We start from the raw sequence: 20743 nt of genomic DNA, 5'->3' as shown, positions 1-20743 counted from the left end.
CCGCATGATCGAGCTGGAGGGGCTGACCAAGCGGTACGGGGAGAAGGTGGCCGTGGACCGTCTCACCTTCGCGGTCACGCCCGGCGTGGTGACCGGGTTCCTCGGGCCCAACGGGGCCGGGAAGTCCACCACCATGCGGATGATCCTCGGGCTCGATCACCCCACCGCCGGCGACGTCCGGATCGACGGCAAGCACTACGACCAGCTCAGGGATCCGCTGACGTACATCGGAGCGCTGCTGGACGCCAAGGCCGTGCACGGCGGGCGCAGCGCCTACAACCATCTCCTCTGTCTCGCGCAGAGCAACGGCATCCCCAAGCGCCGGGTGGGCGAGGTGCTGGACACCGTCGGGCTCACCGCCGTGGCGCGGAAGAAGGCGAAGGGGTTCTCGTACGGCATGGGGCAGCGGCTGGGGATCGCGGCGGCGCTGCTCGGGGATCCGCGGATCCTGATGTTCGACGAGCCGGTCAACGGGCTGGACCCGGAGGGCATCCACTGGATCCGGAACCTGATGAAATCGCTGGCCGCGCAGGGGCGGACGGTGTTCGTGTCCAGCCATCTGATGAGCGAGATGGCGCTGACCGCCGATCATCTCGTCGTCATCGGGCAGGGGCGGCTGCTCGCGGACACCTCCATGGCCGACTTCATCCGGGAGAACGCGCGCAGTGACGTCCGGATCCGCTCCCCGCAGCGCGAGCGCCTGCTCGATGTGCTGCACGAGGACGGGATCACCGTCGTGGAGGCCGGCGGGGGCGTGCTGGAGGTGGAGGGCGGCAAGGCCGAGCGGATCGGCGAGCTGGCGGCGCGGCACGGGATCGTGCTGCACGAGCTGAGCCCCCGGCAGGCCTCGCTGGAGGAGGCGTTCATGCAGCTGACGGCGCAGGCGGTGGAGTACCACGCGCACGCCGGGCCGGAGGGCGCCCCGCAGGACTGGGGCACCGGCTGGAAGGGAGCCTGACGTCCATGGCAGCGGTGCAGGTCATCCGGTCCGAGTGGACCAAGATGCGGTCGGTGGCGTCCACGGTGTGGACGCTGTCCCTGGCCGTGGTGGTCACCATCGCGCTCGGGATGCTCATCTCCGCGCTCTCCCGGAACCAGTTCGACTCGATGCCGGTGCAGGACCGGCTGACCTTCGACCCGACGTACGTCAGCTTCGCGGGCATGAGCCTGGGCCAGCTCGCCATGATCGTGTTCGGGGTGCTGGTGGTCTCGAACGAGTACAGCACCGGCATGATCCGGGTCTCGCTGGCCGCCGTACCGCAGCGCGGCACCTTCCTGTTCGGCAAGATCGCGGTGGCCGGCGCGCTCGCGCTGGCGGTCGGCATGGTCACGAGCTTCGCCGCGTTCTTCCTCGGCCAGGCGATGCTCGGGCCGCACGGGGCGCGGCTCGGCGACCCGGGCGTGCTGCGCGCGGTCGTCGGCGGCGGGCTGTACATGACGCTGATCGCGATGTTCTCCATGGGCGTGGCCGCGATGCTCCGCTCGCCGATGCTGTCGCTCGGCATCCTGATGCCGTTCTTCTTCCTGATCTCCAACATCCTCGGCAACGTCGACGCCACGAAGAAGGTCGGCCGGTTCCTTCCGGACCAGGCGGGCAGCCGGATCATGCAGGTGGTCCCGACGGCCGACGACACGCCGTACGGGCCCTGGGGCGGGCTCGGGATCATGGGGCTGTGGGTGATCGCCGCGCTCGCCGGCGGGTACGTCGTCCTCAAGCGCCGGGACGCCCAGTAGCGGTTTCGGTCACGGCAGCGGTTTCGGTCACGTACCGTAGCGCTTTGGCTTTACCGTCCTTTGGGCGGAACCGTCAGCGCCCCGATATCCTCCTAACCCTTACGGGGGCGGGTCCCCGCTGTCCTGAACCTTTCGATGGGTGCGGAGCATGATCGAGGCTGTCGGCCTGACCAAGCGCTACGGCGACAAGACCGCCGTGTACAACCTTTCCTTCCAGGTGCGGCCGGGTGCCGTCACCGGCTTCCTCGGGCCGAACGGCTCGGGCAAGTCGACGACGATGCGGATGATCCTCGGGCTGGACAACCCCACGTCCGGATCGGTGACGATCGGCGGCCATCCGTACCGCAAGCTGCCCAACGCGCCCCGCCAGGTCGGCGCGCTGCTCGACGCCAAGGCCGTGCACGGCGGCCGGACCGCCCGCAACCATCTGCTGAGCCTCGCCCAGCTGTCGGGCATCCCGGCCCGCCGCGTGGACGAGGTGCTCGGCGTGGTCGGCCTGCAGGACGTGGCGCGCAGGCGCTCCAAGGGCTTCTCGCTCGGCATGGGCCAGCGCCTCGGCATCGCCGCAGCGCTGCTCGGCGACCCGCAGGTGCTGCTGTTCGACGAGCCGGTCAACGGCCTCGACCCCGAGGGCATCCTCTGGGTGCGCAATCTGATGAAGGCCCTGGCCGCCGAGGGCCGTACGGTCTTCGTCTCCTCGCACCTGATGAGCGAGATGGCGCTGACCGCCGACCACCTCATCGTCATCGGACGCGGCCAGCTGCTCGCCGACATGAGCGTGACGGACTTCATCTCGGCGAACTCCGCCGACTTCGCCCGGGTGCGCACCCCGGACACCGAGCCGCAGCTGCGCGAGAAGCTCGGCACGACGCTCGCCGAGGCGGGCGGCCATGTGCTGCCCGAGCCGGACGGCGCGCTGCGCGTGACCGGGCTGCCGCTGCCCCGGATCAGTGACCTCGCGCACGAGGCGGGTGTCCGGCTGTGGGAGCTGTCCCCGCACCAGGCCTCGCTGGAGGAGGCGTACATGCGGATGACGCAGGGCGCCGTCGACTACCGCTCGTCCATCGACCAGAAGGCGGGCCTGCAGCAGCCGCTGCCGCCGGGCGCCCAGCCGCCCATGCCGGTGCCCGGCCAGGGCCAGCCCGGCTGGTACGCCCCGCCGCCGCCCCAGCAGGGCGGACAGCCCTTCGCGATGCCCCAGGCACCCGCCGGACCGTACGGCGGCCCGCAGGCGCCCGGTTACGGCGCTCCCGTCGCCCCGGGCCCCGGCGCTCCCGTCTCCCCCGGCCCCGGCGCCCCCAACCCGTACGCCCAGCCGGCCGCTCCGGCCCCGCAGGCGCACGAGACGCAGCCCTCGGCCGGGGCGCCCGGTGGCCCTCAGGGTCCCGCCGTGCCGTCGGCTCCCGCCGCCCCGCAGGCCCGGCCGGCCGCTCCGGCGCCGCAGGACCAGCCGCCGCTCCCGGCCGCCGCGGCACCGCCCGCGCCGCGGCAGGCGCCCGCCGCCGCTCCCCCGGCCCCGGCCACCGCCCCCGCCGACCTGACCAAGCCCGAGGACGCCCGATGAGCACCCACCAGCCCCCGATGCCGCAGGCCCCGGCCGCCGCGCCCGACTGGCAGGCGGCGCCCGGCGGGTCGTACCCCGCCTACACCTCGCCGATCCCGGTCGTGCGCACCCACCTCGGGCACGCGCTCGCCTCCGAGTGGACCAAGATCAAGTCGGTGCGGTCGACGATGTGGACGCTCGGCGTGTTCGTGGTGCTCGTCCTCGCGATCGGCCTGCTGGCCGGCTCGGTGGTCAAGTCCAACTCCAGCCCGGAGACCATGTCCGACCAGAACCCGCTCCAGTTCGGGTTCTTCGGCCTGCTCCTCGGCAGCATGTGCATCATCACGCTCGGCGTGCTGACCACGGCCTCGGAGTACGGCACCGGCATGATCCGCACGACGATGACCGCGTGCCCGAGCCGTGGCCGGGTGCTGGCGGCGAAGTCGATCGTGTTCTTCGTCGTCGCCTTCGTCGTCACCCTGGCCACGTCCGGCCTCATGGCCATGATCCACGCGTCCATGCTGAAAGGCGTCGGCGGCGCCCGCACGCCCTCCGGCGGCGACTGGCTGATGGCGACCGTCGGCATCAGCCTCTATCTCGCGCTGCTCGGACTGTTCTCGCTGCTCATCGGCTCGGTCATCCGGCACTCCGCCGGCGCCATCACCATCATGATCGGCGCGGTCCTGGCCCCGCTGGTGATCGCGCTGTTCATGGCCTCACAGTCGCTGTCCAAGGTGCGGGAGTGGCTGCTGGAGTACTCCATCCCGAGCCAGATGAGCTGCTTCTACGACAACTCCCTGAGCAGCTCCGGCCCCACGGGCTGGGACCCCCTGTGGATCATGCTGGGCCTGTCGGCGGCCGCGTTCGCCGGCGCCTACGCGCTGCTGGAGAAGCGGGACGTGTGAGGTCCCGGCCACACTGACCGGCCGCCCCACGGCGGCCGCCCACTCGACGCTCTCAGGGCCTTCCGGGCTCGTGATGGATATCGCCATCCACCATCACCCCCGGAAGGCCCGTTGCGTTGCCGCATACGCGCCAAGAGCCCGGTGCCCACCTCGACAGGGGTCGAGAACCGGCCATTTTCTCTGCGCCCAACCAGTGCCCCGGCTCCAGTCGTGCACACAGAAAAGCCACAGAAGGGCCATAAGCAAGCGGAAGTTGTAACGGCCCGGCCGATCTGCCGCCCGCGCTACGGCCCACCTACGTCCCACCAGCACGTCGGCCGCGAGGCGACTGGCTAGAACCTCGGCGCGTTACGGGACCGCGGCACCCGGGTGGTGCGGCGGTCCTTCGCGTTCCAGCAGGCCTTGTGCCAGTGGCGCCGGTCGTCCACGCCCGCGTGCTCGGGCCAGGCCACCACGTGCGGGACACCGGAGGGGATCAGCTGGTCACAGCCGGGGCAGCGGTAGGTCTTGCCCTCCGCGCTCGACCCGGCGACATGGCGCACGCTCCACTCCTCGCCCTGCCAGGTCTCGGTCGACTGCCAGCCGCCGTACCGGCCGGCGCGGTCGTCCTCGGCGCTGCGGCCCGACGATCCGGCGGTCTTCGGTCGGTTGCGACGCGGGGACACGGAACACCTCTCGGGGCTATACAGGAAGCACGGGCTGCATCCAGCCTACGCGCCGCCATGCGGGGTACCCGTACGGACCAACCCACACAAGTCCCCCTCCACGGCGCCCCATTCTGCAGACAATCCGCAAATCTCTCCGCCAGGCCGTGTCCTGGGCACGTGTCGGACGGTTATGCCGGGTGGGGGAGCTCCGCGTCGGAGCCAAGGAAGCAGGAAACGAGATGTACGTAGGAAGTTTTGTGCTGGGCGCCCAGTTCCCGGGCCAGGGCCCCGGGGAGGCCCTGCACCGGGCGGTCCGCTCGGCGGAGGTCGCCGAGGAGGCCGGTCTCGACGCCGCCTGGCTGGCAGAGCACCACTTCGTGCCGTACGGCACATGCCCGTCCGCCGTCACCCTGGCCGCCCTGCTGCTCGGCCGCACCCGCCGTATCCGGGTGGGCACGGCAGTCAGCGTACTGCCCACCGCCCACCCCGTGGCCCTCGGCGAGCAGGCCGCGCTGCTGCACCTGACGAGCGGCGGACGGTTCACGCTCGGCGTCGGCCGCGGCGGGCCCTGGGTGGACCTGGAGGTCTTCGGTGCGGGCCTGGAGGCGTACGAACACGGATTCCCCGAATCACTCGATCTGCTGCTGCGCTGGCTGCGCGAGCCACGGGTGTCGGCGTCCGGCGAGCGGTTCAGCTTCCGCGAGGTGCCCGTCGTACCGCGGCCGTCGGAGGCGCTGACGGAGACCCCGGGCCCCGAGGTCGTCGTCGCCTGCACCTCCCCGGCGAGCGTACGGCTGGCCGCCGAGCGCGGGCTGCCGATGCTGCTCGGCATGCATGTCGGGGACGAGGAAAAGGCCGAGATGGTGGCCCTCTGGCGGCGCTGCGCCCGCGCGGCGGGCCGGCCGGCCGAGGAGATCGCGGGCGCCGCGCATGTCTCGGCCGGGGTGTGCCAGCTCGCCGACCGGCGCACGGACGCGACGGAGACGCTCCTGAAGGCCATGCCGGGCTGGCTGAAGCAGGGCCTGGAGGCGCATGTGACGGTCGACGGCCGTAAGCGTGCGATGCGCGACCCGCACGCCTACACGGAACTGCTCTGCGGGCTGCACCCGGTCGGCACCCCGCGGCTGGCCGCCGACCGGCTCGCGGCCACCTCGGAGCGCACCGGTATCTCCCGCTTCGCCCTGCTCGTGGAGGGCTCGGGCGATCTCGCCGCGACCGAGGAGAACCTGCGGCGGCTGGGTGCCGAGGTGCTGCCCCAGCTGCGCTGAGCCGCCCCACAACTCCCCGGCCGCCTTGGGGGCTTGCCGCCCCAGTACTGAATGCACCTCCCCGTGGGTGGAGCGGCAAGCATGTGGCTCACAGCGTCTGCCGTACCGGCACTGCCCGTCAGCAGTCCCGGAGCTCCGGCGACTGGTTCAGCAACTGGCTGCGTACCGAGGTGAAGCGGGCCAACGTCTCGTCGACCGAGGCGTCCAGCGGGAACACCGCCACCCGGTGGCAGTTCTGGAAGGCCAGCCGCACACCGAAGTGCCGCTGCAGGGCGCCGCGGATGGCGTCACTCGCGAGCGCACGCAGCAGCTGACCGCGTGCCTGCTCGTCCGGCGGGGGCGTCTGGTTGTCGGCGAACGGTCCGCCGTCGACCTTCAGCTGGGCCACCAGGGAGCTGATCATCTCCCATGCGTAGGGCAGGGAGGTCCGGACGCAGTCGACGAATGCTGCTTCGTCGACCTCGCCTCGCTCGGCCTGTTCGAGTAGGGCCGGTGAGACGTCGAGCGACATGGGTTCTCCTCTCGCACCCCCACGGAGCAGGGGTTGCCGGACAGGTAAGGGAGTTCGCGATATCGAACACTCTCAGTAGATAGGCGGCGACCTCCCGTTTACTACGGTAGGCAACGGTCGGTGACGGCACCAGCAGAATGCGTATATGGAACGGTCCCGTTACGGGCACAATCGGCCAGGGATGAACAAGAGTTTCCAGGGACAATTGGGACGATCGATCGGGAGCGGGGTGGGCGAATCGCGCGCACCTCGGGGCGTCGAGTAGCGTTGCCGACCATGCGTCTCGTCATTGCCCGATGCTCGGTCGACTACGCCGGCCGGCTCACCGCCCACCTGCCCTCGGCGCCCCGCCTGATCCTGGTCAAGGCGGACGGCAGCGTCTCCATCCACGCCGACGACCGGGCCTACAAGCCCCTCAACTGGATGTCGCCGCCCTGCACGCTGAAGGAGGGCACGGGCGACGACGAGGGCGTGTGGACGGTCGTCAACAAAGCGGGCGAGAAACTGATCATCACGATGGAGGAGATCCTCCACGACTCCTCGCACGAACTCGGCGTGGATCCCGGTCTGATCAAGGACGGCGTGGAAGCGCACCTGCAGGAGCTGCTCGCCGACCGCATCGAGACGCTCGGCGACGGCTACACCTTGATCCGCCGCGAGTACATGACGGCCATCGGCCCGGTGGACATCCTGTGCCGGGACGCGGACGGGCAGACGGTCGCGGTCGAGATCAAGCGCCGGGGTGAGATCGACGGCGTCGAACAACTCACGCGCTACCTGGACCTCCTGAACCGCGACCCGCACCTCGCCCCGGTCCGCGGCATCTTCGCCGCCCAGGAGATCAAGCCCCAGGCCCGCGTCCTCGCCACCGACCGCGGCATCAACTGCCAGCTCCTCGACTACGACGCCCTGCGCGGCCTCGAGGACGACAAGCTCCGCCTGTTCTGAGCTTTTACCCAGGGCGCGTCACATCACCGTGCCCGAGCTGCTCGGCGTTCCCGTGCCCGTGCTCTGGGATGCGCTCGCGGGGCTGCTGGACGCCGGTCCGCTGGCCGTGTCCGTCGTGGACGGGGTCGTACCGCCCGTCGGGGTCGGGGTGGGCGAGGTCGGTGTGGGGGACGTCGGCGTGGGCGAGGTCGGTGTGCCCGAGGGTGTCGTCTTCGTCGGTGTCGGTGTGGGCTTGGTCGTATGGGACTTGGACGGCGTCGGTGTCGTACTCCCACTGCCCGTGCCCTTGGTGTGGCTCGGGTCGGCCGAGGGGGACGTGGCCGGCTGGGACGGGGTCGGATCGTCCGTCGTGCCGTACGTGCCGTCGGGGCCCGGGTTCGTCGGGCTGCTGGTGGGCGGGTGGGATCCGCTGCCCGCGGAAGGGGTCTGGTTCGGGTCCGCGCCGAGGGTGCCGTCGTCCGTGCCCTGGCTCGCCGAGGGGTTGACGTCGACCTTGCCGGCCGGGTTCTTGTCGGCGTTGTCGTTGGACGTCATGCCGAGCGTGACGACCGTACCCAGCACGGCGGCCAGCAGCGCCCCGGAGCCGACCGCGACGAGGTTGCGCCGGGCCAGCCGCCGGAAGCCCCCGCCCCGCTCCGTGGCGGCCGGAAGCCGGGTCGTGACCAGGGCGTCGCCGAGGGGCACGTACGGCGGTGGCGCCGACTCCTCGTGCCGTACCTCCGGCAGCTCCTCCCCCGCCGGCGCCGGCATCCAGGGCACCTCGCCCGAGCGGTCGGCGACCAGCGCGAGGGCGCGGCGCCCGGCGACGGTGCCCCGCTTGTCGGCGAGCGCCCCGCGCAGCCCGATGGACGCCTCCAACTCGGCGCGGGCCCGGTCGAGCTGCCCGCCGCACAGCGCGAGGACACCCAACTCATGGTGGAAATAGGCTTGTTCGTGCACTTCGCCGGCCAGCCGGGAGGCCTCAGCGCCGGAGCGCAGGGCGCGTTCCCAGGCGCTGAAGTGCAGCCCGGCGGCGAACGCGGGCGCGGCCGTACGGGCGAGCCGTACCGCGGGGCTCTCCTCCCCCTCGGCGGACGGAGCCGTGTGCGGGACGATCACGGCGAGCGCGGCCAGCACGGCGTCCGCCTCGGCGCACACCCGCTCGGGCGTGACCGACGGATGCCCGGCCCACCAGGCGTAGTGCTCGGCGGCGGCCAGCGCCTGGGCCCGGGCGTCGTCGGCGTACCCGGCGGCCTCCAGCTGGGCCGGCACACCGGCCGCGAGCCGGTAGCGGGCACCGACCGGGGAGACCAGTCCGCACGCGGCCAGCTCGCCGAGGGCGGCGTCGGCGTGCGTGTCGCCGATCAGCGCCGGCAGATGCGCCTGGTGCGGCACCTCGCCGCCCAGGGCGACGGCGAAGCGCAGGGTGGCGCGCGCGGAGGCGCTGAGCCGGGCGGCGAGCAGCGGGGCGGGCGCGGCGGCCTCGCCGAGGGAGGGCAGCGGGACCTCGTCCGCCGGTTCCAGGGACAGCTCGCCCGGTTCGCGTACGTCCTCGAAGACGCCGTACTCGTCCACGGCTCCCGCGCTGGCCCGCAGTCCCTCGCGCTGCCGGAGCAGGGCGCCGGCCTGGACGAAGCGCAGGGGCAGCCCCTCGGACTCGAACCACAGGTCGCCGGCCCAGTTGGCCTCCTCCTCGGTGAGGACCCGGCCGACGGTCCGCTCCAGGATCTCCACGCCGGCCGCGCGGTCGAGGCCGCTCAGGAAGACCTCCTCGACCTCGGAGCCGTCCGTGGGGGCGGGCACGTCGGGGGTGGCGCCGATCAGGAACGCGCACTCGGGGGTGGCGTCGAGGAGCTCGTCGAGGGCGGCGCCGCCGAACTCGATGTCGTCCAGGACGACGACCGCGCCGATCTCGCCGACGAACGCGCGCAGTTCGTCCGGATCGGGGCGGTGGTGCGGGGCGTCGTACACGGCGTGGAAGAGGTCGTACAGGAGGTCGCCCACCGTGCGGCGGAAGCCGTTCAGGCGCACCACGCCGTCGGGGGCGAGGTCCAGGCAGTCCTCGGCGACCAGCTCCAGCAGGGCGCTGCGGCCGGATCCGCCGGGCCCGGTGAGCCGTACCGAGCGGCCCCGGGCCAGCAGCCGGACCAGGCGCTCGCGTTCGTCCTGGCGTTCCAGCAGGGAGAGCACCGGCTGGGCGGGGCCGGGCGGCACGGGCGGCCGGGCGGCACGGGCGGCCTCGGCGCGCTCGGCGACGGTGCGCTTGCGGGGCCGCGCCGGCCGCTCTACGGGCGGGCAGGGCTCTATCTCGCTGCCGTCGACGGGGTTCACGGTCAGCAGCAGATCGCCGGCCACGACGTGCGCCGTACGGGCGAGCGCGGGCGTGCTCTGGCCGAAGTCGGAGGTCAGGGATTCCCGTGGCGGGCGGCGGCTCGCCGCATGTCCGTGCTCCTCGGGTCCCCGGTCGATCGGGTCCATGGGTTCCATGGGTTCATGCCCCCCAAAAGCGTCGTGTGCCCGGATTCCGGCCCCTCCCGGCCTTGTCGCACACCGCGCTGTCGCTTCTGGTCCGGGCCCGCTCGGTCGAGGGTTGCGAGGCGGCGGGCGACCGAACCCTAAACCTTCGCTCAGTATCTCCGACAGGGCGGGGTGCCGTGCGGTCCGAGACGTCACAGTCCGGTGAGGATTGCCCCCGTCGCACCCTTCGGCGGCTGCGTCCGGGTCTCGCCTGCCGCAGCGGTCTCCGTCCGGCTCATGCCCGTCCGTACCTCACACCTGTACGCGCCACCTCACGCCCGCACGCACAACCTCACACCCGGGGCAGTGAGTCGACCCCGATGCCGCCCTCGATGGCGAGGATGCGGTGCAGCCGGGTGGCCACCAGCAGGCGCTGCATCTGCGGCGGGACGCCGCGCAGCACCAGGCGGCGCCCGCAGCGGCCGGCCCGCCGATGGGCACCCATGATCACCCCGAGTCCGGTGGCGTCCCAGGAGTCCAGTTCGGACAGGTCGAGCACCAGGTCGCCGGCTCCGTCGTCGACGGCCGAGTGCAGGGCCGTACGGGCGTCCGCCGCGCTGCGGACGTCGAGGCGGCCCCCGACGACCAGCTCGGCGTGGTCGCCCCTGATGTACATATGCGCTCCCCGTTGAGTGCGGTTGGCGTACTCCGTGACGTTGCAACGTCTGACTGTGTGAGTGGTGGTGCGGTTGCTGTTTGTAAGCGAACCGATACCGAATTCACCCCTGGGAGTGATACTCCCGGGGGTGATGTCCGGCGGATGTCCGTACGGAAGATGCTCAGTACTTGTAGAAGCCCTGCCCGCTCTTGCGGCCGATGTCACCGGCGTCCACCATCCGGCGCATCAGCTCCGGCGGGGCGAACTTCTCGTCCTGGGACTCGGTGTAGATGTTGCTGGTGGCGTGCAGCAGGATGTCCACGCCGGTGAGGTCGGCGGTGGCCAGCGGGCCCATGGCGTGGCCGAAGCCCAGCTTGCAGGCGAGGTCGATGTCCTCGGCGGTGGCGACGCCGGACTCGTAGAGCTTGGTCGCCTCCACCACGAGGGCGGAGATGAGACGGGTGGTGACGAAGCCGGCCACGTCCCGGTTCACGACGATGCAGGTCTTGCCGACCGACTCGGCGAACTCCCGTGCGGTGGCGAGGGTTTCGTCACTGGTCTTGTAGCCGCGGACCAGCTCGACGAGCTGCATCATCGGGACCGGAGAGAAGAAGTGGACGCCGACCACCCGCTCGGGGTGCTCGGTGGCCGCCGCGATCTTGGTGATCGGGATGGCGGAGGTGTTGGAGGCGAGCACGGCGTCCTCGCGCACGAGCTTGTCGAGCGCGCGGAAGATCTCGTGCTTGACCTCCAGCTTCTCGAAGACGGCCTCGACCACGATGTCGGCGTCGGCGGCGGCGTCCAGGTCGGTGGTCGGGGTGATGCGGGCGAGGGCGGCCTCGGCGTCGGCCGCCGCCAGCTTCCCCTTGCTCACGAACTTGTCGTACGAGGCCTTGATGCCGTCGGTCCCCCGCTGGAGCGCCTCATCGGTGACATCACGCAGGACGACGTCCCAGCCCGCCTGCGCGGCGACCTGAGCGATCCCGGACCCCATGAGACCGGCCCCGATGACGGCGAGCTTCCGTGCCACTCCGACTCCCTTGAACGCGCTCCAAGTCTGCTTCTCCGGCGGACCATAGCGCTCCGGCGGCGCTGTGTGAGCGGTTAGTAACGCGTGTCACGGTCTCAGAGCGTGAGACACCCGTCACGTCTCGGTCGGCGAACTCGGCGGTCCTCCTTGGCGCTTCGGAAAGCGCGCTCAGACCGCTCCCCGGACGGCGTGGTTCAGGACCCGTTCGCTCAACAGGTCCTCGATGTCGTCGAGGAGGGCGAGCACCTCTCGGGATACTTCGCGCGGTTCGCGGCCCTTGACCCTTTCGCGGCCGATGACCTGGATGACCGTGCCGTGGATCCAGTCGATCTGAACGACCGTCAGGTGATGGCCTTCATGAAGGCGGCATAACCGGGAAGCAGGCCCAGCGGGCCGGCCGGTCGACCAACCACCCCCTCAGGTTGACCCAAAGCCTGCACGACCTGGCGACGGATCCGGCCGGGATGCGTGCGGTGAGCGGGTACGTCGCCCAGTCCGGCGGGGCCGATCCGCGGATCACCGTCCGGGAGGAGCTGGCCGCCGTGCGGGAGGAGCTGGTCACCCAGGGGCGGATGTACCGCCTGGCGAAGGGCGAGGCCACAGCGCGTGCGGAGGGCCGGCGCGGGCGCTCGGCCTCACCGGGTTCCTCGACCGGAAGGCCGGCGCACTCCCCGGCGGTCAGCGGCGTCGGCTGGACATCGCGATGGCACTCACACACCGTCGACCGGGGCACGGTCGCCGCCGAGGGCACGCCGAGCGCGCTCAAGTGCGGCGCGGCGGCTCGATCGACGCCCCCCTCCAGGACACCTTCCTCGCCATCACCGACCGCGGGCCCGCCCCGGCCGACGCCGTATCTGCTCTTCGGCCCGCTGATCAACATGGTGTCGATGCCGTCGATGCTGCTGTCCGGCCTGATGTTCCCGATGAGCCTCGCGCCCGCCTGGCTGAACGTGCTGCCGGCGTCCCCATCGCCGTCCCCGTCGGCTTCGCGGCGCCGGCGGTGACGGTGGGCACACGAGTGTTCCGGACGGCCGGGGCGTAACTACGCTGGTCGCATGGTCAATCTGACGCGCATCTACACCAGGACCGGCGACAAGGGCACCACCGCGCTCGGTGACATGAGCCGGGTCGCCAAGACCGACCTCCGGATCTCGGCCTACGCCGACGCCAACGAGGCCAACGCGGTGATCGGCACCGCGATCGCGCTGGGCGGTCTGGACGCGGAGGTCGTCAAGGTCCTCACGCGCGTCCAGAACGACCTGTTCGACGTGGGTGCGGACCTGTCGACGCCGGTGGTGGAGAACCCCGGGTTCCCACCGCTGCGGGTCGAGCAGTTCTACATCGACCGGCTGGAGGCGGACTGCGACCGGTTCAACGCCGAGCTGGAGAAGCTGCGCTCCTTCATCCTGCCCGGCGGCACGCCCGGCGCGGCCCTGCTGCACCAGGCGTGCACCGTCGTACGCCGTGCCGAGCGCTCCACCTGGGCGGCCCTGGAGGTGCACGGCGAGGCCATGAACCCGCTCACCGCGACCTACCTCAACCGCCTGTCCGACCTGCTGTTCATCCTGGCCCGCACCGCCAACAAGAGCACCGGTGACGTGCTCTGGGTGCCGGGCGGGGAACGCTAGCTCAGTTGCCGTCGCGGGCCGCGTCGCGGTCCGCGGCGGCCGCCTCGGACTCCGCCGCGTTCACCTTCTTCACCATGTCGGTGTAGCCCGAGGGCGTGCCGGACGCGGACGGCGGCTTCGCGGACGCCCCGTCGTGGTGCGCGCAGCCTGCGGTGAGCGCCACCAGCAGGGCCACCACCGGCAGGGCCACCACCGATGGCACCGCCCGCCGGGCCCGCATCAGCTCGCCGCCTTCCCGCCACCGTTGTCCTGGCACCAGGTCCGGACGTCGTTCAGGTCCTTCTGCCGCTTCTGAAGGTTCGTGACCAGCGACTTGCGGAAGTCCAGCCGGTCCTGGAGGAAGGTGGCGATCTGGGTGTGGCCCGCGGTCTTCGCGTTGTCCACACGCTGCTGCAGGCGGGCGATCGAGCCACGGGTGCCGGGCCCGGCGTCCAGCCGCTTCAGGGCCCGCTCGATCCGACGGTCGATCTTGGGCACCCGCTTGCACAGGGCGTGGGCCCCGTCCCCGGTGGGCCCCGGCGCGGGGGTGCTGCTGTCGGCCGAGGCCACTCCGGCGGTGCCGGCCAGTACGGCCGCCACGGCGCACCCGGCGACCAGGGTGCGCGTCCTTCGACGTGCGTTCATCGGTGTCTCCGTTCCCTTTCCGGACGGGCCCGTCGTCCGTCCGACGCAACGGAGGCTAGGAAAGGTCTTTGGGGAAACTCTGTGACCGGTTTGTCCCGGCTGTACCGATCAGCCAGTCCCGGCGGCCGGGCAGGGTCGCGCCGCCCGACGGCAGCCGTACCTCGAAACGCGCCCCGGTGCCGTCCGGCCCCTCGCTCACGGTGACGCGCCCCCGGTGCAGTGCCGCCTGCTGGGCGACCAGGGTGAGGCCGAGCCCGGAGCCCGCGCTGTCCGGGCCCCGCTGGAACCGCTCGAAGATCCGGGCGCGGGCGGCGGGCGGCACGCCGGGCCCGTGGTCGTCGACGGTGATGCGGACGTGATCGGCGGCGCCGCGCACCCCGACCCGCACCCGTGCCCGGCCCGCCGCGTCCCGGCCGTGGGCGAGGGCGTTGCCGAGCAGATTGTCGAGCAGCAGCCTGAGACCCGGTTCCCAGCCGTGCACGCGGAGACCGGGTGCCGCGTCCAGGGCGATGTCGGCGTCCGGGGCGCGGCGGCGGGCCTCGGCGACGGCCGCGTCGGCGACCTCGGACAGGTCGACGTCCCGGAACGCCTCCGCCTCCACCAGGTCCCCGCGTCCCAGCTCGCGCAGCATCACCAGCAGGCCCTGCAGCCGGGCGTGCTCGCGGCGCAGGTCGCCGAGCACCTCGGTGCGGTCGGGGTCGGGCAGGTCGGGGTGGTCGGCGAGGATGTCCAGGTTGGTGCCCATGCTCATCAGCGGGGTGCGCAGTTCGTGCGCGGCGGCGGAGGAGAAGGACCGGGCGGTGTCGAGGGCCTCGGCGGTGCGGGCGGCCTGCTCGTCGTAGCGGGCGAGCACGGTCCGCACCGTGGCGGCCAGCTCGTCCACCTCCCGCACTCCGGTCCGCTCCTCCGGGATCCGGGCCGTGCTGGTGCGCGGGTCGAGGCCGGCGGTACGGCGGGTGAGGCGGGTGAGCGGCGCGCTCGCACCGGCGGCCAGACCCCAGGCGAGCAGCCCGGACAGGGGTGCGGCGAGTACGGCGCTGAGGATCACCCGGCGCCGGACGAGGCGGAGTTGGGTGCGGTCGGCGGTGTCGGGCGAGAACACCCACAGCGTGCCGGAGGCGGTGGGGCCCTTCAGGGGCCGGGCCAGGGCCCGCCAGCCGCGGGCGCCGTCGCGGACGGTGACGAAGCCGGAGGACCTCTGGGGCAGGGCCACGGACGGGCCGGGCTGAGGTCCGCCGCTGAAGTCCGCGCCCGGTCCGACGACGCGTACGCCGACGTCGAGCGCGGCGCTGAACAGCTGCCGTTCCCGGGTGTCCGCGGCCTTGGGCCTGCCGTTCGCCGTGGCCCGCAGCAGGGCCCGGGCCTGAGGGGCGACGGCCACCGCGCGCTGCCGCAGATGCTGGTCCTCGGCGCGGTGCAGATCGCGGGCGACCAGGTGCAGCAGCAGCCCGCCGGCGGCGAGCACGAGCAGCGGGACGGTGCAGCCGACGGCGAGACCGACACGGGTGGAGAGTCTCACGGCGTGTCCCGCCGTTCCCTGAGCACGAAGCCGACGCCCCGTACGGTGTGGATCAGCCGGCCGCCGCCGTCCGCCTCCAGTTTGCGCCGCAGATAGCTGACGAAGGTGTCGACGGCGTCCGTGCGCACGTCGACGTCGTAACCCCACACCCGTTCCAGGAGCTGGTCGCGGGTGAGGACCAGTCCGGCGTTGCGGGCGAGCACCTCCAGCAGCTCGAACTCGCGCCGGGTGAGGTCGAGGGGGCGGCCGTCCCGCTCGGCGGTGCGGGCGGCCGGGTCGATCACCAGGCCCGCGACCCGCAGGTGCGCGTGGCCCGTGGGCGGACGGCGGCGCAGCAGGGCGCGCAGCCGCAGCACCAGTTCCTGCAGGGCGAACGGTTTCACCAGGTAGTCGTCGCCGCCCGCCTGGAGCCCGGCTATCCGGTCGGCGGTCTCGTCCAGCGCGGACAGCATCAGGACGGGCAGGTCCCGGCCCTCGTCACGCAGCCGGGTGCACACCTCGATGCCGCTCATGCCGGGCATCGACACGTCGAGCACCAGCACGTCGGGCGGCGCGTCCCGGACCGCCGTCAGCGCCTCGGGACCGTCGGCGGCGGTCCGCACCGCGAAGCCGCTCAGCCTGAGTCCGCGCTCCAGCGAGCGCCGGATCGCCGCGTCGTCGTCGACGACCAGCACCGCGCCGGAGCCCGCCGTGTCCGTCATGTCACTCCCCTCATCGCCGGGTCAGCGTACGGCCCTTCACCGGACCCGCGGCAGTGGCGTCGGGCGGATCAGGGGCGGCGCTGGAACTCGCGCCGAGGGCGCCGTCCGGCCGGCTCCCGTTTCGGGAACACCGTGTAGCTGACGGCGATGACCAGGTTGACGGCGAGGACCACGAGCAGCCGCAACTGCCAGGCCCGCAGCGGACCGGTGTCGCGGCCGTCGCCGACGTACCAGGCGGCGGCCTGGAGCAGCGCGAGGCCGACCGCGCAGGCGAGGATCCAGCGGCCCGCGACCTTCCACTCGTGGACGGCGCGTGCCGTGCCGTACCGCGGGGGCTTGACCGGGCGGGGGCCGCCCGCGAACCGGTGGGCCACCCAGGCGTCCGCCCACGTGATGGTGGAGTGGCCGAGTCCGACCGTGAAGCCGATGTAGACGGCGGCCAGTCCGTGCCGCCAGTCGGGTTCGACGCCGTGCTTCAGGTCGATCGCGGTCACGACGAACAGCACCAGTTCCAGCAGGGGCTCGCACAGCAGCAACACCACGCTCGTACGGCGCCTTTTCAGCAGGTACCGCACGGCCAGGCCGGCCGCCAGCAGCACCCAGAACGCCACCTCGCAGGCGATGATCAACCCGACGATCACGATTCGCTCCCCTCGCTCACCCGTCAAGGCTCCCGGCGGCGAGGGCGCGGATCGTCGTCGGCGCGGTCGAAACCGGAGGTAAGCGAAAGTCGCAGTCCAGGACCGTGCCCAGGGAGCAAGCGGGGCGACCGTGGGCCGTGTTGGATGGGGTCATGGCCCTCGCACTTCCCCGCCCCCACCGCGACGACGTGCGGATCGCCGTGGGCGGGCTGCTCGGCGGGGTGCTGCTGTGGGCACTCGGGCTCCATCCGCGCGTGCCCTCGGCCCCGGTCGTGCTGTGGGCGGCGCCGTGGGCCCCACTGGTGCCGCTGGCGGTGACGGCCGCGTGCGAGCCACTGCGCCGCATCCGGCCCCGCCTCGGCCTGCTGGCCGGCACGCTCGCGCTGGCGGCGGACACGGTGACGGTCGGCAACATCGCCACCGTCGTGCTGTACACCGACCTGATGTACGCGGCCGTCCTGTACGGCACTCCGTCCTCAGCCCGCCGCATCCCCTGGATCACCGGGCTGCTGACGGTGCTCGGCGGGGTCGTTCCGGCCGCGCTGTGGCGCGACCCGGCGGCGCTGCTGATCGGTGTGGGCATCGGCGTGGTCGCGCTGGCACCCGCCGCGACCGGCTGGGTGGTGCGCGACCACCGTGACGCCGCCGAGGCCGCCCGGCTGCGCGCCGAACAGACCGCACTGCTCGCCGAGATGGACCGCACCCAGGCGGTGACCGCCGAGCGGGCCCGGGTGGCACGGGAGTTGCATGACATGGTGGCGGGCCGGCTGTCCGCCATCGCCATCCACTCCACGGCCGCGCTGTCCCTGGACGATCCGCGGACCTCCCGGGACGCGCTGCGCGTGATCCGGGAGAACAGCGTGGACGGGCTGGCCGAGATGCGCCGGCTGATCGGCATCCTGCGGGACAGCGGCGGCGACCTGGAGCCGGCCGCCACGCCGACGCTCGACGGTCTGGCCGCTCTGGTCGAGGGCGCCCGCGCGGGCGGCCTGGACGTCCGCCTGGAGGCGGGTCACGGCCGGGTGCCCGCGCCGGTGGAGCTGGCCGCCTACCGGATCGTGCAGGAGTCGCTGACCAACGCGCTCAAGCACGCGGCGCCGGGGCCCGTCCGGGTCGCCCTGCGGCAGGCCGGGGGCACCCTGCACATCCAGGTCACCAGCCCCTACCGGCCCGGCGACACCTCCCGCGCCCCCGGCTCGGGTTCCGGGCTCATCGGGATGCGGGAGCGGGTGACGCTGCTCGGCGGCACCTTCGCGGCCGGTCCCGAGGCCGGCCGGTGGACCGTACGCGCCGGCCTTCCGCTGACCGAAGGAGCCTCTCCATGAACCGGACCGTTCGTGTGCTCGTCGCCGAGGACCAGTCCGCCGTCCGCGCCGGACTCGTCCTGATCCTGCGCAGCGCGCCCGACATCGAGGTGGCCGGCGAGGCGGCGGACGGTGGACGGGCGGTGGAGCTGGCCCGGCAGATCAGGCCGGACGTGGTGCTGATGGACGTGCAGATGCCGGGTCTGGACGGGGTGTCGGCGACCCGGCAGATCGTCGCCGAAGGGCTCGCGGACGTCCTCGTGCTGACCACCTTCGACCTGGATGAGTACGTCTTCGGGGCCTTGCGGGCCGGGGCGGCCGGGTTCCTGCTGAAGAGCACAGAGGCCAGGGACCTGTTGGCGGCTGTGCGTACGGTGGCGGACGGGGAGGGGATCGTCGCGCCGGCTGTCACGCGGCGCCTGATCGCCGAGTTCGCGGCGGGCCCGGTGCGCGAGGCGAAGGCCGATCCTGCGGTGCTGGACGCGCTGACCCGGCGCGAGCGCGAGGTGTTGTCCTGCGTCGGGCAGGGGCTGTCGAACGCGGGGATCGCCGAGCGGCTGGGGATGGCGGAGGGCACGGTGAAGACGCACGTCAGCCGGATGCTGGCCAAGCTGGAGCTGCGCAGCCGGGTCCAAGCGGCGGTACTGGCACAGGAGTTGGGGATCTAGGGGCAACCGCCGGAGAATTGGTCCAGACCTATTGACCTGTGGTCCAGACCTTTCTACTCTCGCAGCACCGTGGGCGTGAAGGCTCAGTCATGCCCCTGACACCCCCAACCCACAACCCCATAACGAGGAGGCGCAGCATGCGCTTCAGACACAGAGCCGCGGCAGGGTTCGCGACCCTGTTGCTCCCCCTGGCCGGCCTCGTCGGACTCGCGAGCCCCGCCCAGGCCGCGACCAACGCCACCGCCACCTACACCAAGACCAGCGACTGGGGAACCGGCTTCGGCGGTCAGTGGACCATCAAGAACACCGGTACCAGCAGCATCAGTTCCTGGACCGTCGAGTGGGACTTCCCCTCCGGTACGTCCGTCACCTCCGCCTGGGACGCGGACGTGACCAGCTCCGGCACCCACTGGACCGCCAAGAACAAGTCCTACGACGGCACCATCGCCCCCGGTGCCTCGGTCTCCTTCGGCTTCAACGGCGCGGGTCCGGGATCACCGAGCAACTGCAAGCTCAACGGCGACAGCTGCGACGGTACGACCGTCCCCGGCGACGCCGCCCCGAGCGCCCCCGGCACGCCCACCGCCTCGAACGTCACCGACACCTCGGCTCAGCTCTCCTGGGGCGCGGCCACCGACGACAAGGGCGTCAAGAACTACGACGTGCTGCGCGACGGCAAGGTCGTCTCCACCGTGACGACGACCTCGTACACGGACAGCGGTCTGACCGCCGGCACCGACTACTCCTACACCGTGCAGGCCCGGGACACCGCCGACCAGACCGGCCCGGTCAGCGGCGCGGTCAAGGTGCACACCACCGGCAGCGGCACCAATCCCCCGCCCAGCGGCGACAAGGTCAAGCTCGGCTACTTCACCGAGTGGGGCATCTACGGCCGCAACTACAACGTCAAGAACCTGGTGACGTCCGGCTCGGCCGCGAAGATCACACACATCAACTACGCCTTCGGCAATGTGACGAACGGCCAGTGCGCCATCGGTGACGCCTACGCCGACTACCAGAAGACGTTCACCGCCGACCAGTCGGTCAGCGGCGCCGCGGACACCTGGGACCAGCCGCTGGCCGGCAACTTCAACCAGCTGCGCGAGCTGAAGGCCAAGTACCCGAACCTCAAGGTGCTGTGGTCCTTCGGCGGCTGGACCTGGTCCGGCGGCTTCGCCCAGGCCGCGGCCAACCCCACCGCGTTCGCCGACTCCTGCTACAACCTGGTGGAGGACCCGCGCTGGGCCGACGTCTTCGACGGCATCGACATCGACTGGGAGTACCCGAACGCCTGCGGCCTGTCCTGCGACACCAGCGGGGCGGCGGCCTTCAAGAACGTGATGGCCGCGCTGCGCGCCAAGTTCGGCAGCAGCAAGCTGGTGACGGCCGCGGTCACCGCCGACGGTTCCGCCGGCGGCAAGATCGAGGCCGCCGACTACGCCGGTGCGTCCCAGTACGTCGACTGGTACAACGTGATGTCGTACGACTTCTTCGGCGCCTGGGACGCGCAGGGGCCGACCGCCCCGCACTCCCCGCTGACCTCGTACAACGGGATCCCGAAGGCCGGGTTCGACACGGCCGACGCGATCGCCAAGTACAAGTCCACGGGGGTCCCCGCGTCCAAGCTGCTCATCGGCATCGGCTTCTACGGCCGCGGCTGGACCGGCGTCACCCAGGACGCCCCGGGCGGCACGGCCACGGGACCGGCGGCCGGCACCTACGAGCAGGGCATCGAGGACTACAAGGTGCTCAAGACGTCCTGCCCGGTCACCGGCACCGTAGCGGGTACCGCGTACGCCCACTGCGGCAGCAACTGGTGGTCGTACGACACCCCGTCGACCATCGCCGGGAAGATGAGCTGGGCCAAGTCCCAGGGCCTCGGCGGCGCGTTCTTCTGGGAGTTCAGCGGCGACACCAGCGACGGCGAGCTGGTGAACGCCATCAGCAGCAACCTGTAGGCGAGCGAACTCCGCTCACA

General features: G+C 72.1%; 21 protein-coding genes and 2 pseudogenes. 13 read left to right on the top strand and 10 right to left on the bottom strand.

The window, feature by feature from the left end; all coding sequences use genetic code 11:
- Positions 1-4 precede the first annotated feature (4 nt).
- The 4 genes from SRB17_RS40600 to SRB17_RS40585 all read left to right on the top strand — a co-directional run bounded on the left by SRB17_RS40600 (position 5) and on the right by SRB17_RS40585 (position 4182).
- Positions 5-958, top strand: coding sequence for an ATP-binding cassette domain-containing protein (locus tag SRB17_RS40600; protein WP_153546574.1), 954 nt, complete (start codon positions 5-7; stop codon positions 956-958).
- A 5-nt stretch (positions 959-963) separates the two neighbouring features.
- Positions 964-1734 (top strand): ABC transporter permease subunit, encoded by a 771-nt coding sequence (locus SRB17_RS40595; protein WP_153546572.1) that lies wholly within the window; start codon positions 964-966, stop codon positions 1732-1734.
- 148 nt (positions 1735-1882) lie between these two features.
- Positions 1883-3298: an ABC transporter ATP-binding protein gene (locus SRB17_RS40590; protein ID WP_153546570.1), complete on the top strand. Its 1416-nt coding sequence runs from the start codon at positions 1883-1885 to the stop codon at positions 3296-3298.
- A complete protein-coding gene (locus tag SRB17_RS40585) occupies positions 3295-4182 on the top strand; it encodes an ABC transporter permease (RefSeq protein ID WP_153546568.1) in 888 nt (295 codons plus the stop codon). Before SRB17_RS40590 ends, SRB17_RS40585 begins: the two co-directional genes overlap by 4 nt.
- A 332-nt stretch (positions 4183-4514) precedes the next feature.
- Here the strand turns inward: SRB17_RS40585 and SRB17_RS40580 are convergent, their stop codons facing one another.
- The gene (locus tag SRB17_RS40580) at positions 4515-4847 is read right to left on the bottom strand and encodes an ATP/GTP-binding protein (protein WP_323377409.1); all 333 of its coding nucleotides are present in this window, start codon (positions 4845-4847) and stop codon (positions 4515-4517) included.
- A 221-nt stretch (positions 4848-5068) separates the two neighbouring features.
- Between SRB17_RS40580 and SRB17_RS40575 the strand changes: the two genes are divergently transcribed.
- Positions 5069-6097, top strand: coding sequence for an LLM class flavin-dependent oxidoreductase (locus tag SRB17_RS40575; protein ID WP_153546564.1), 1029 nt, complete (start codon positions 5069-5071; stop codon positions 6095-6097).
- 118 nt (positions 6098-6215) lie between these two features.
- Here SRB17_RS40575 and SRB17_RS40570 read toward each other — a convergent pair whose 3' ends face one another.
- Entirely contained in the window at positions 6216-6608 is a 393-nt protein-coding gene (locus SRB17_RS40570; RefSeq protein ID WP_030656147.1) for an SCO5389 family protein, read from the bottom strand.
- Between the two features lie 276 nt (positions 6609-6884).
- Between SRB17_RS40570 and nucS the strand changes: the two genes are divergently transcribed.
- The gene (nucS, locus tag SRB17_RS40565; RefSeq protein ID WP_153546562.1) at positions 6885-7556 is read left to right on the top strand and encodes an endonuclease NucS; all 672 of its coding nucleotides are present in this window, start codon (positions 6885-6887) and stop codon (positions 7554-7556) included.
- An 18-nt stretch (positions 7557-7574) separates the two neighbouring features.
- Here nucS and SRB17_RS40560 read toward each other — a convergent pair whose 3' ends face one another.
- The 3 genes from SRB17_RS40560 to SRB17_RS40550 all read right to left on the bottom strand — a co-directional run bounded on the left by SRB17_RS40560 (position 7575) and on the right by SRB17_RS40550 (position 11680).
- A complete protein-coding gene (locus SRB17_RS40560; protein WP_153546560.1) occupies positions 7575-10013 on the bottom strand; it encodes an ATP-binding protein in 2439 nt (812 codons plus the stop codon).
- A 331-nt stretch (positions 10014-10344) separates the two neighbouring features.
- Positions 10345-10668, bottom strand: a complete 324-nt coding sequence (locus SRB17_RS40555; protein ID WP_153546558.1) for an STAS domain-containing protein — start codon at positions 10666-10668, stop codon at positions 10345-10347.
- Positions 10669-10831: 163 nt separating this feature from the next.
- Positions 10832-11680 (bottom strand): 3-hydroxyacyl-CoA dehydrogenase family protein, encoded by an 849-nt coding sequence (locus SRB17_RS40550; RefSeq protein WP_323377407.1) that lies wholly within the window; start codon positions 11678-11680, stop codon positions 10832-10834.
- 189 nt (positions 11681-11869) lie between these two features.
- On the opposite strand from SRB17_RS40550, the gene SRB17_RS48710 reads away from it, so the two are divergent.
- The 4 genes and pseudogenes from SRB17_RS48710 (at position 11870) to SRB17_RS40530 (ending at position 13308) form a co-directional block, all read left to right on the top strand.
- Positions 11870-12052 carry a hypothetical protein gene (locus SRB17_RS48710; protein ID WP_153546556.1) on the top strand — a complete coding sequence of 61 codons (183 nt, stop codon included), beginning with the start codon at positions 11870-11872 and terminating at the stop codon, positions 12050-12052.
- Positions 12053-12120: 68 nt separating this feature from the next.
- Positions 12121-12530 (top strand): annotated as a pseudogene (locus tag SRB17_RS40540) (ATP-binding cassette domain-containing protein); the annotation flags it as partial.
- A gap of 10 nt (positions 12531-12540) precedes the next feature.
- Positions 12541-12722 (top strand): annotated as a pseudogene (locus tag SRB17_RS40535) (ABC transporter permease); the annotation flags it as partial.
- Positions 12723-12735: 13 nt separating this feature from the next.
- Positions 12736-13308 (top strand): cob(I)yrinic acid a,c-diamide adenosyltransferase, encoded by a 573-nt coding sequence (locus SRB17_RS40530; RefSeq protein WP_153546554.1) that lies wholly within the window; start codon positions 12736-12738, stop codon positions 13306-13308.
- Between the two features lies 1 nt (position 13309).
- Here the strand turns inward: SRB17_RS40530 and SRB17_RS40525 are convergent, their stop codons facing one another.
- From SRB17_RS40525 to SRB17_RS40505, 5 genes are all read right to left on the bottom strand, one after another.
- Positions 13310-13528, bottom strand: coding sequence for a hypothetical protein (locus SRB17_RS40525; protein ID WP_153546552.1), 219 nt, complete (start codon positions 13526-13528; stop codon positions 13310-13312).
- Complete coding sequence (locus tag SRB17_RS40520; RefSeq protein ID WP_153546550.1) at positions 13528-13932, bottom strand: hypothetical protein; 405 nt, start codon at positions 13930-13932, stop codon at positions 13528-13530. The genes SRB17_RS40525 and SRB17_RS40520 overlap by 1 nt, the downstream gene beginning before the upstream one ends.
- 55 nt (positions 13933-13987) lie before the next feature.
- Positions 13988-15451 carry a HAMP domain-containing sensor histidine kinase gene (locus SRB17_RS40515; protein ID WP_323377405.1) on the bottom strand — a complete coding sequence of 488 codons (1464 nt, stop codon included), beginning with the start codon at positions 15449-15451 and terminating at the stop codon, positions 13988-13990.
- The gene (locus SRB17_RS40510) at positions 15448-16152 is read right to left on the bottom strand and encodes a response regulator transcription factor (protein ID WP_153546549.1); all 705 of its coding nucleotides are present in this window, start codon (positions 16150-16152) and stop codon (positions 15448-15450) included. The genes SRB17_RS40515 and SRB17_RS40510 overlap by 4 nt, the downstream gene beginning before the upstream one ends.
- Positions 16153-16220: 68 nt before the next feature.
- Complete coding sequence (locus tag SRB17_RS40505) at positions 16221-16793, bottom strand: hypothetical protein (protein WP_323377403.1); 573 nt, start codon at positions 16791-16793, stop codon at positions 16221-16223.
- Positions 16794-16945: 152 nt separating this feature from the next.
- On the opposite strand from SRB17_RS40505, the gene SRB17_RS40500 reads away from it, so the two are divergent.
- The 3 genes from SRB17_RS40500 (at position 16946) to SRB17_RS40490 (ending at position 20723) form a co-directional block, all read left to right on the top strand.
- Positions 16946-18118 (top strand): sensor histidine kinase, encoded by a 1173-nt coding sequence (locus SRB17_RS40500; RefSeq protein WP_153546545.1) that lies wholly within the window; start codon positions 16946-16948, stop codon positions 18116-18118.
- Positions 18115-18765, top strand: coding sequence for a response regulator (locus SRB17_RS40495; RefSeq protein WP_153546543.1), 651 nt, complete (start codon positions 18115-18117; stop codon positions 18763-18765). Before SRB17_RS40500 ends, SRB17_RS40495 begins: the two co-directional genes overlap by 4 nt.
- A gap of 137 nt (positions 18766-18902) precedes the next feature.
- Positions 18903-20723, top strand: coding sequence for a glycoside hydrolase family 18 chitinase (locus tag SRB17_RS40490; protein ID WP_153546541.1), 1821 nt, complete (start codon positions 18903-18905; stop codon positions 20721-20723).
- Positions 20724-20743: the final 20 nt, after the last annotated feature.

This window comes from Streptomyces sp. RB17 (assembly GCF_009604455.1).
Lineage (GTDB): Bacteria > Actinomycetota > Actinomycetes > Streptomycetales > Streptomycetaceae > Streptomyces.
This window is presented reverse-complemented; position numbering and strand designations above follow the sequence as displayed.

Excerpts from the sequence above, each read along its gene's own strand:
- SRB17_RS40600 (WP_153546574.1), top strand. The coding sequence starts at position 5 with ATGATCGAGCTGGAGGGGCTGACCAAGCGGTACGGGGAGAAGGTGGCC.
- SRB17_RS40595 (WP_153546572.1), top strand. The coding sequence starts at position 964 with ATGGCAGCGGTGCAGGTCATCCGGTCCGAGTGGACCAAGATGCGGTCG.
- SRB17_RS40590 (WP_153546570.1), top strand. The coding sequence starts at position 1,883 with ATGATCGAGGCTGTCGGCCTGACCAAGCGCTACGGCGACAAGACCGCC.
- SRB17_RS40585 (WP_153546568.1), top strand. The coding sequence starts at position 3,295 with ATGAGCACCCACCAGCCCCCGATGCCGCAGGCCCCGGCCGCCGCGCCC.
- SRB17_RS40575 (WP_153546564.1), top strand. The coding sequence starts at position 5,069 with ATGTACGTAGGAAGTTTTGTGCTGGGCGCCCAGTTCCCGGGCCAGGGC.
- SRB17_RS40570 (WP_030656147.1), bottom strand. The coding sequence starts at position 6,608 with ATGTCGCTCGACGTCTCACCGGCCCTACTCGAACAGGCCGAGCGAGGC.
- nucS (WP_153546562.1), top strand. The coding sequence starts at position 6,885 with ATGCGTCTCGTCATTGCCCGATGCTCGGTCGACTACGCCGGCCGGCTC.
- SRB17_RS40560 (WP_153546560.1), bottom strand. The coding sequence starts at position 10,013 with ATGGACCCGATCGACCGGGGACCCGAGGAGCACGGACATGCGGCGAGC.
- SRB17_RS40555 (WP_153546558.1), bottom strand. The coding sequence starts at position 10,668 with ATGTACATCAGGGGCGACCACGCCGAGCTGGTCGTCGGGGGCCGCCTC.
- SRB17_RS40530 (WP_153546554.1), top strand. The coding sequence starts at position 12,736 with ATGGTCAATCTGACGCGCATCTACACCAGGACCGGCGACAAGGGCACC.
- SRB17_RS40525 (WP_153546552.1), bottom strand. The coding sequence starts at position 13,528 with ATGCGGGCCCGGCGGGCGGTGCCATCGGTGGTGGCCCTGCCGGTGGTG.
- SRB17_RS40520 (WP_153546550.1), bottom strand. The coding sequence starts at position 13,932 with ATGAACGCACGTCGAAGGACGCGCACCCTGGTCGCCGGGTGCGCCGTG.
- SRB17_RS40510 (WP_153546549.1), bottom strand. The coding sequence starts at position 16,152 with ATGACGGACACGGCGGGCTCCGGCGCGGTGCTGGTCGTCGACGACGAC.
- SRB17_RS40500 (WP_153546545.1), top strand. The coding sequence starts at position 16,946 with ATGGCCCTCGCACTTCCCCGCCCCCACCGCGACGACGTGCGGATCGCC.
- SRB17_RS40495 (WP_153546543.1), top strand. The coding sequence starts at position 18,115 with ATGAACCGGACCGTTCGTGTGCTCGTCGCCGAGGACCAGTCCGCCGTC.
- SRB17_RS40490 (WP_153546541.1), top strand. The coding sequence starts at position 18,903 with ATGCGCTTCAGACACAGAGCCGCGGCAGGGTTCGCGACCCTGTTGCTC.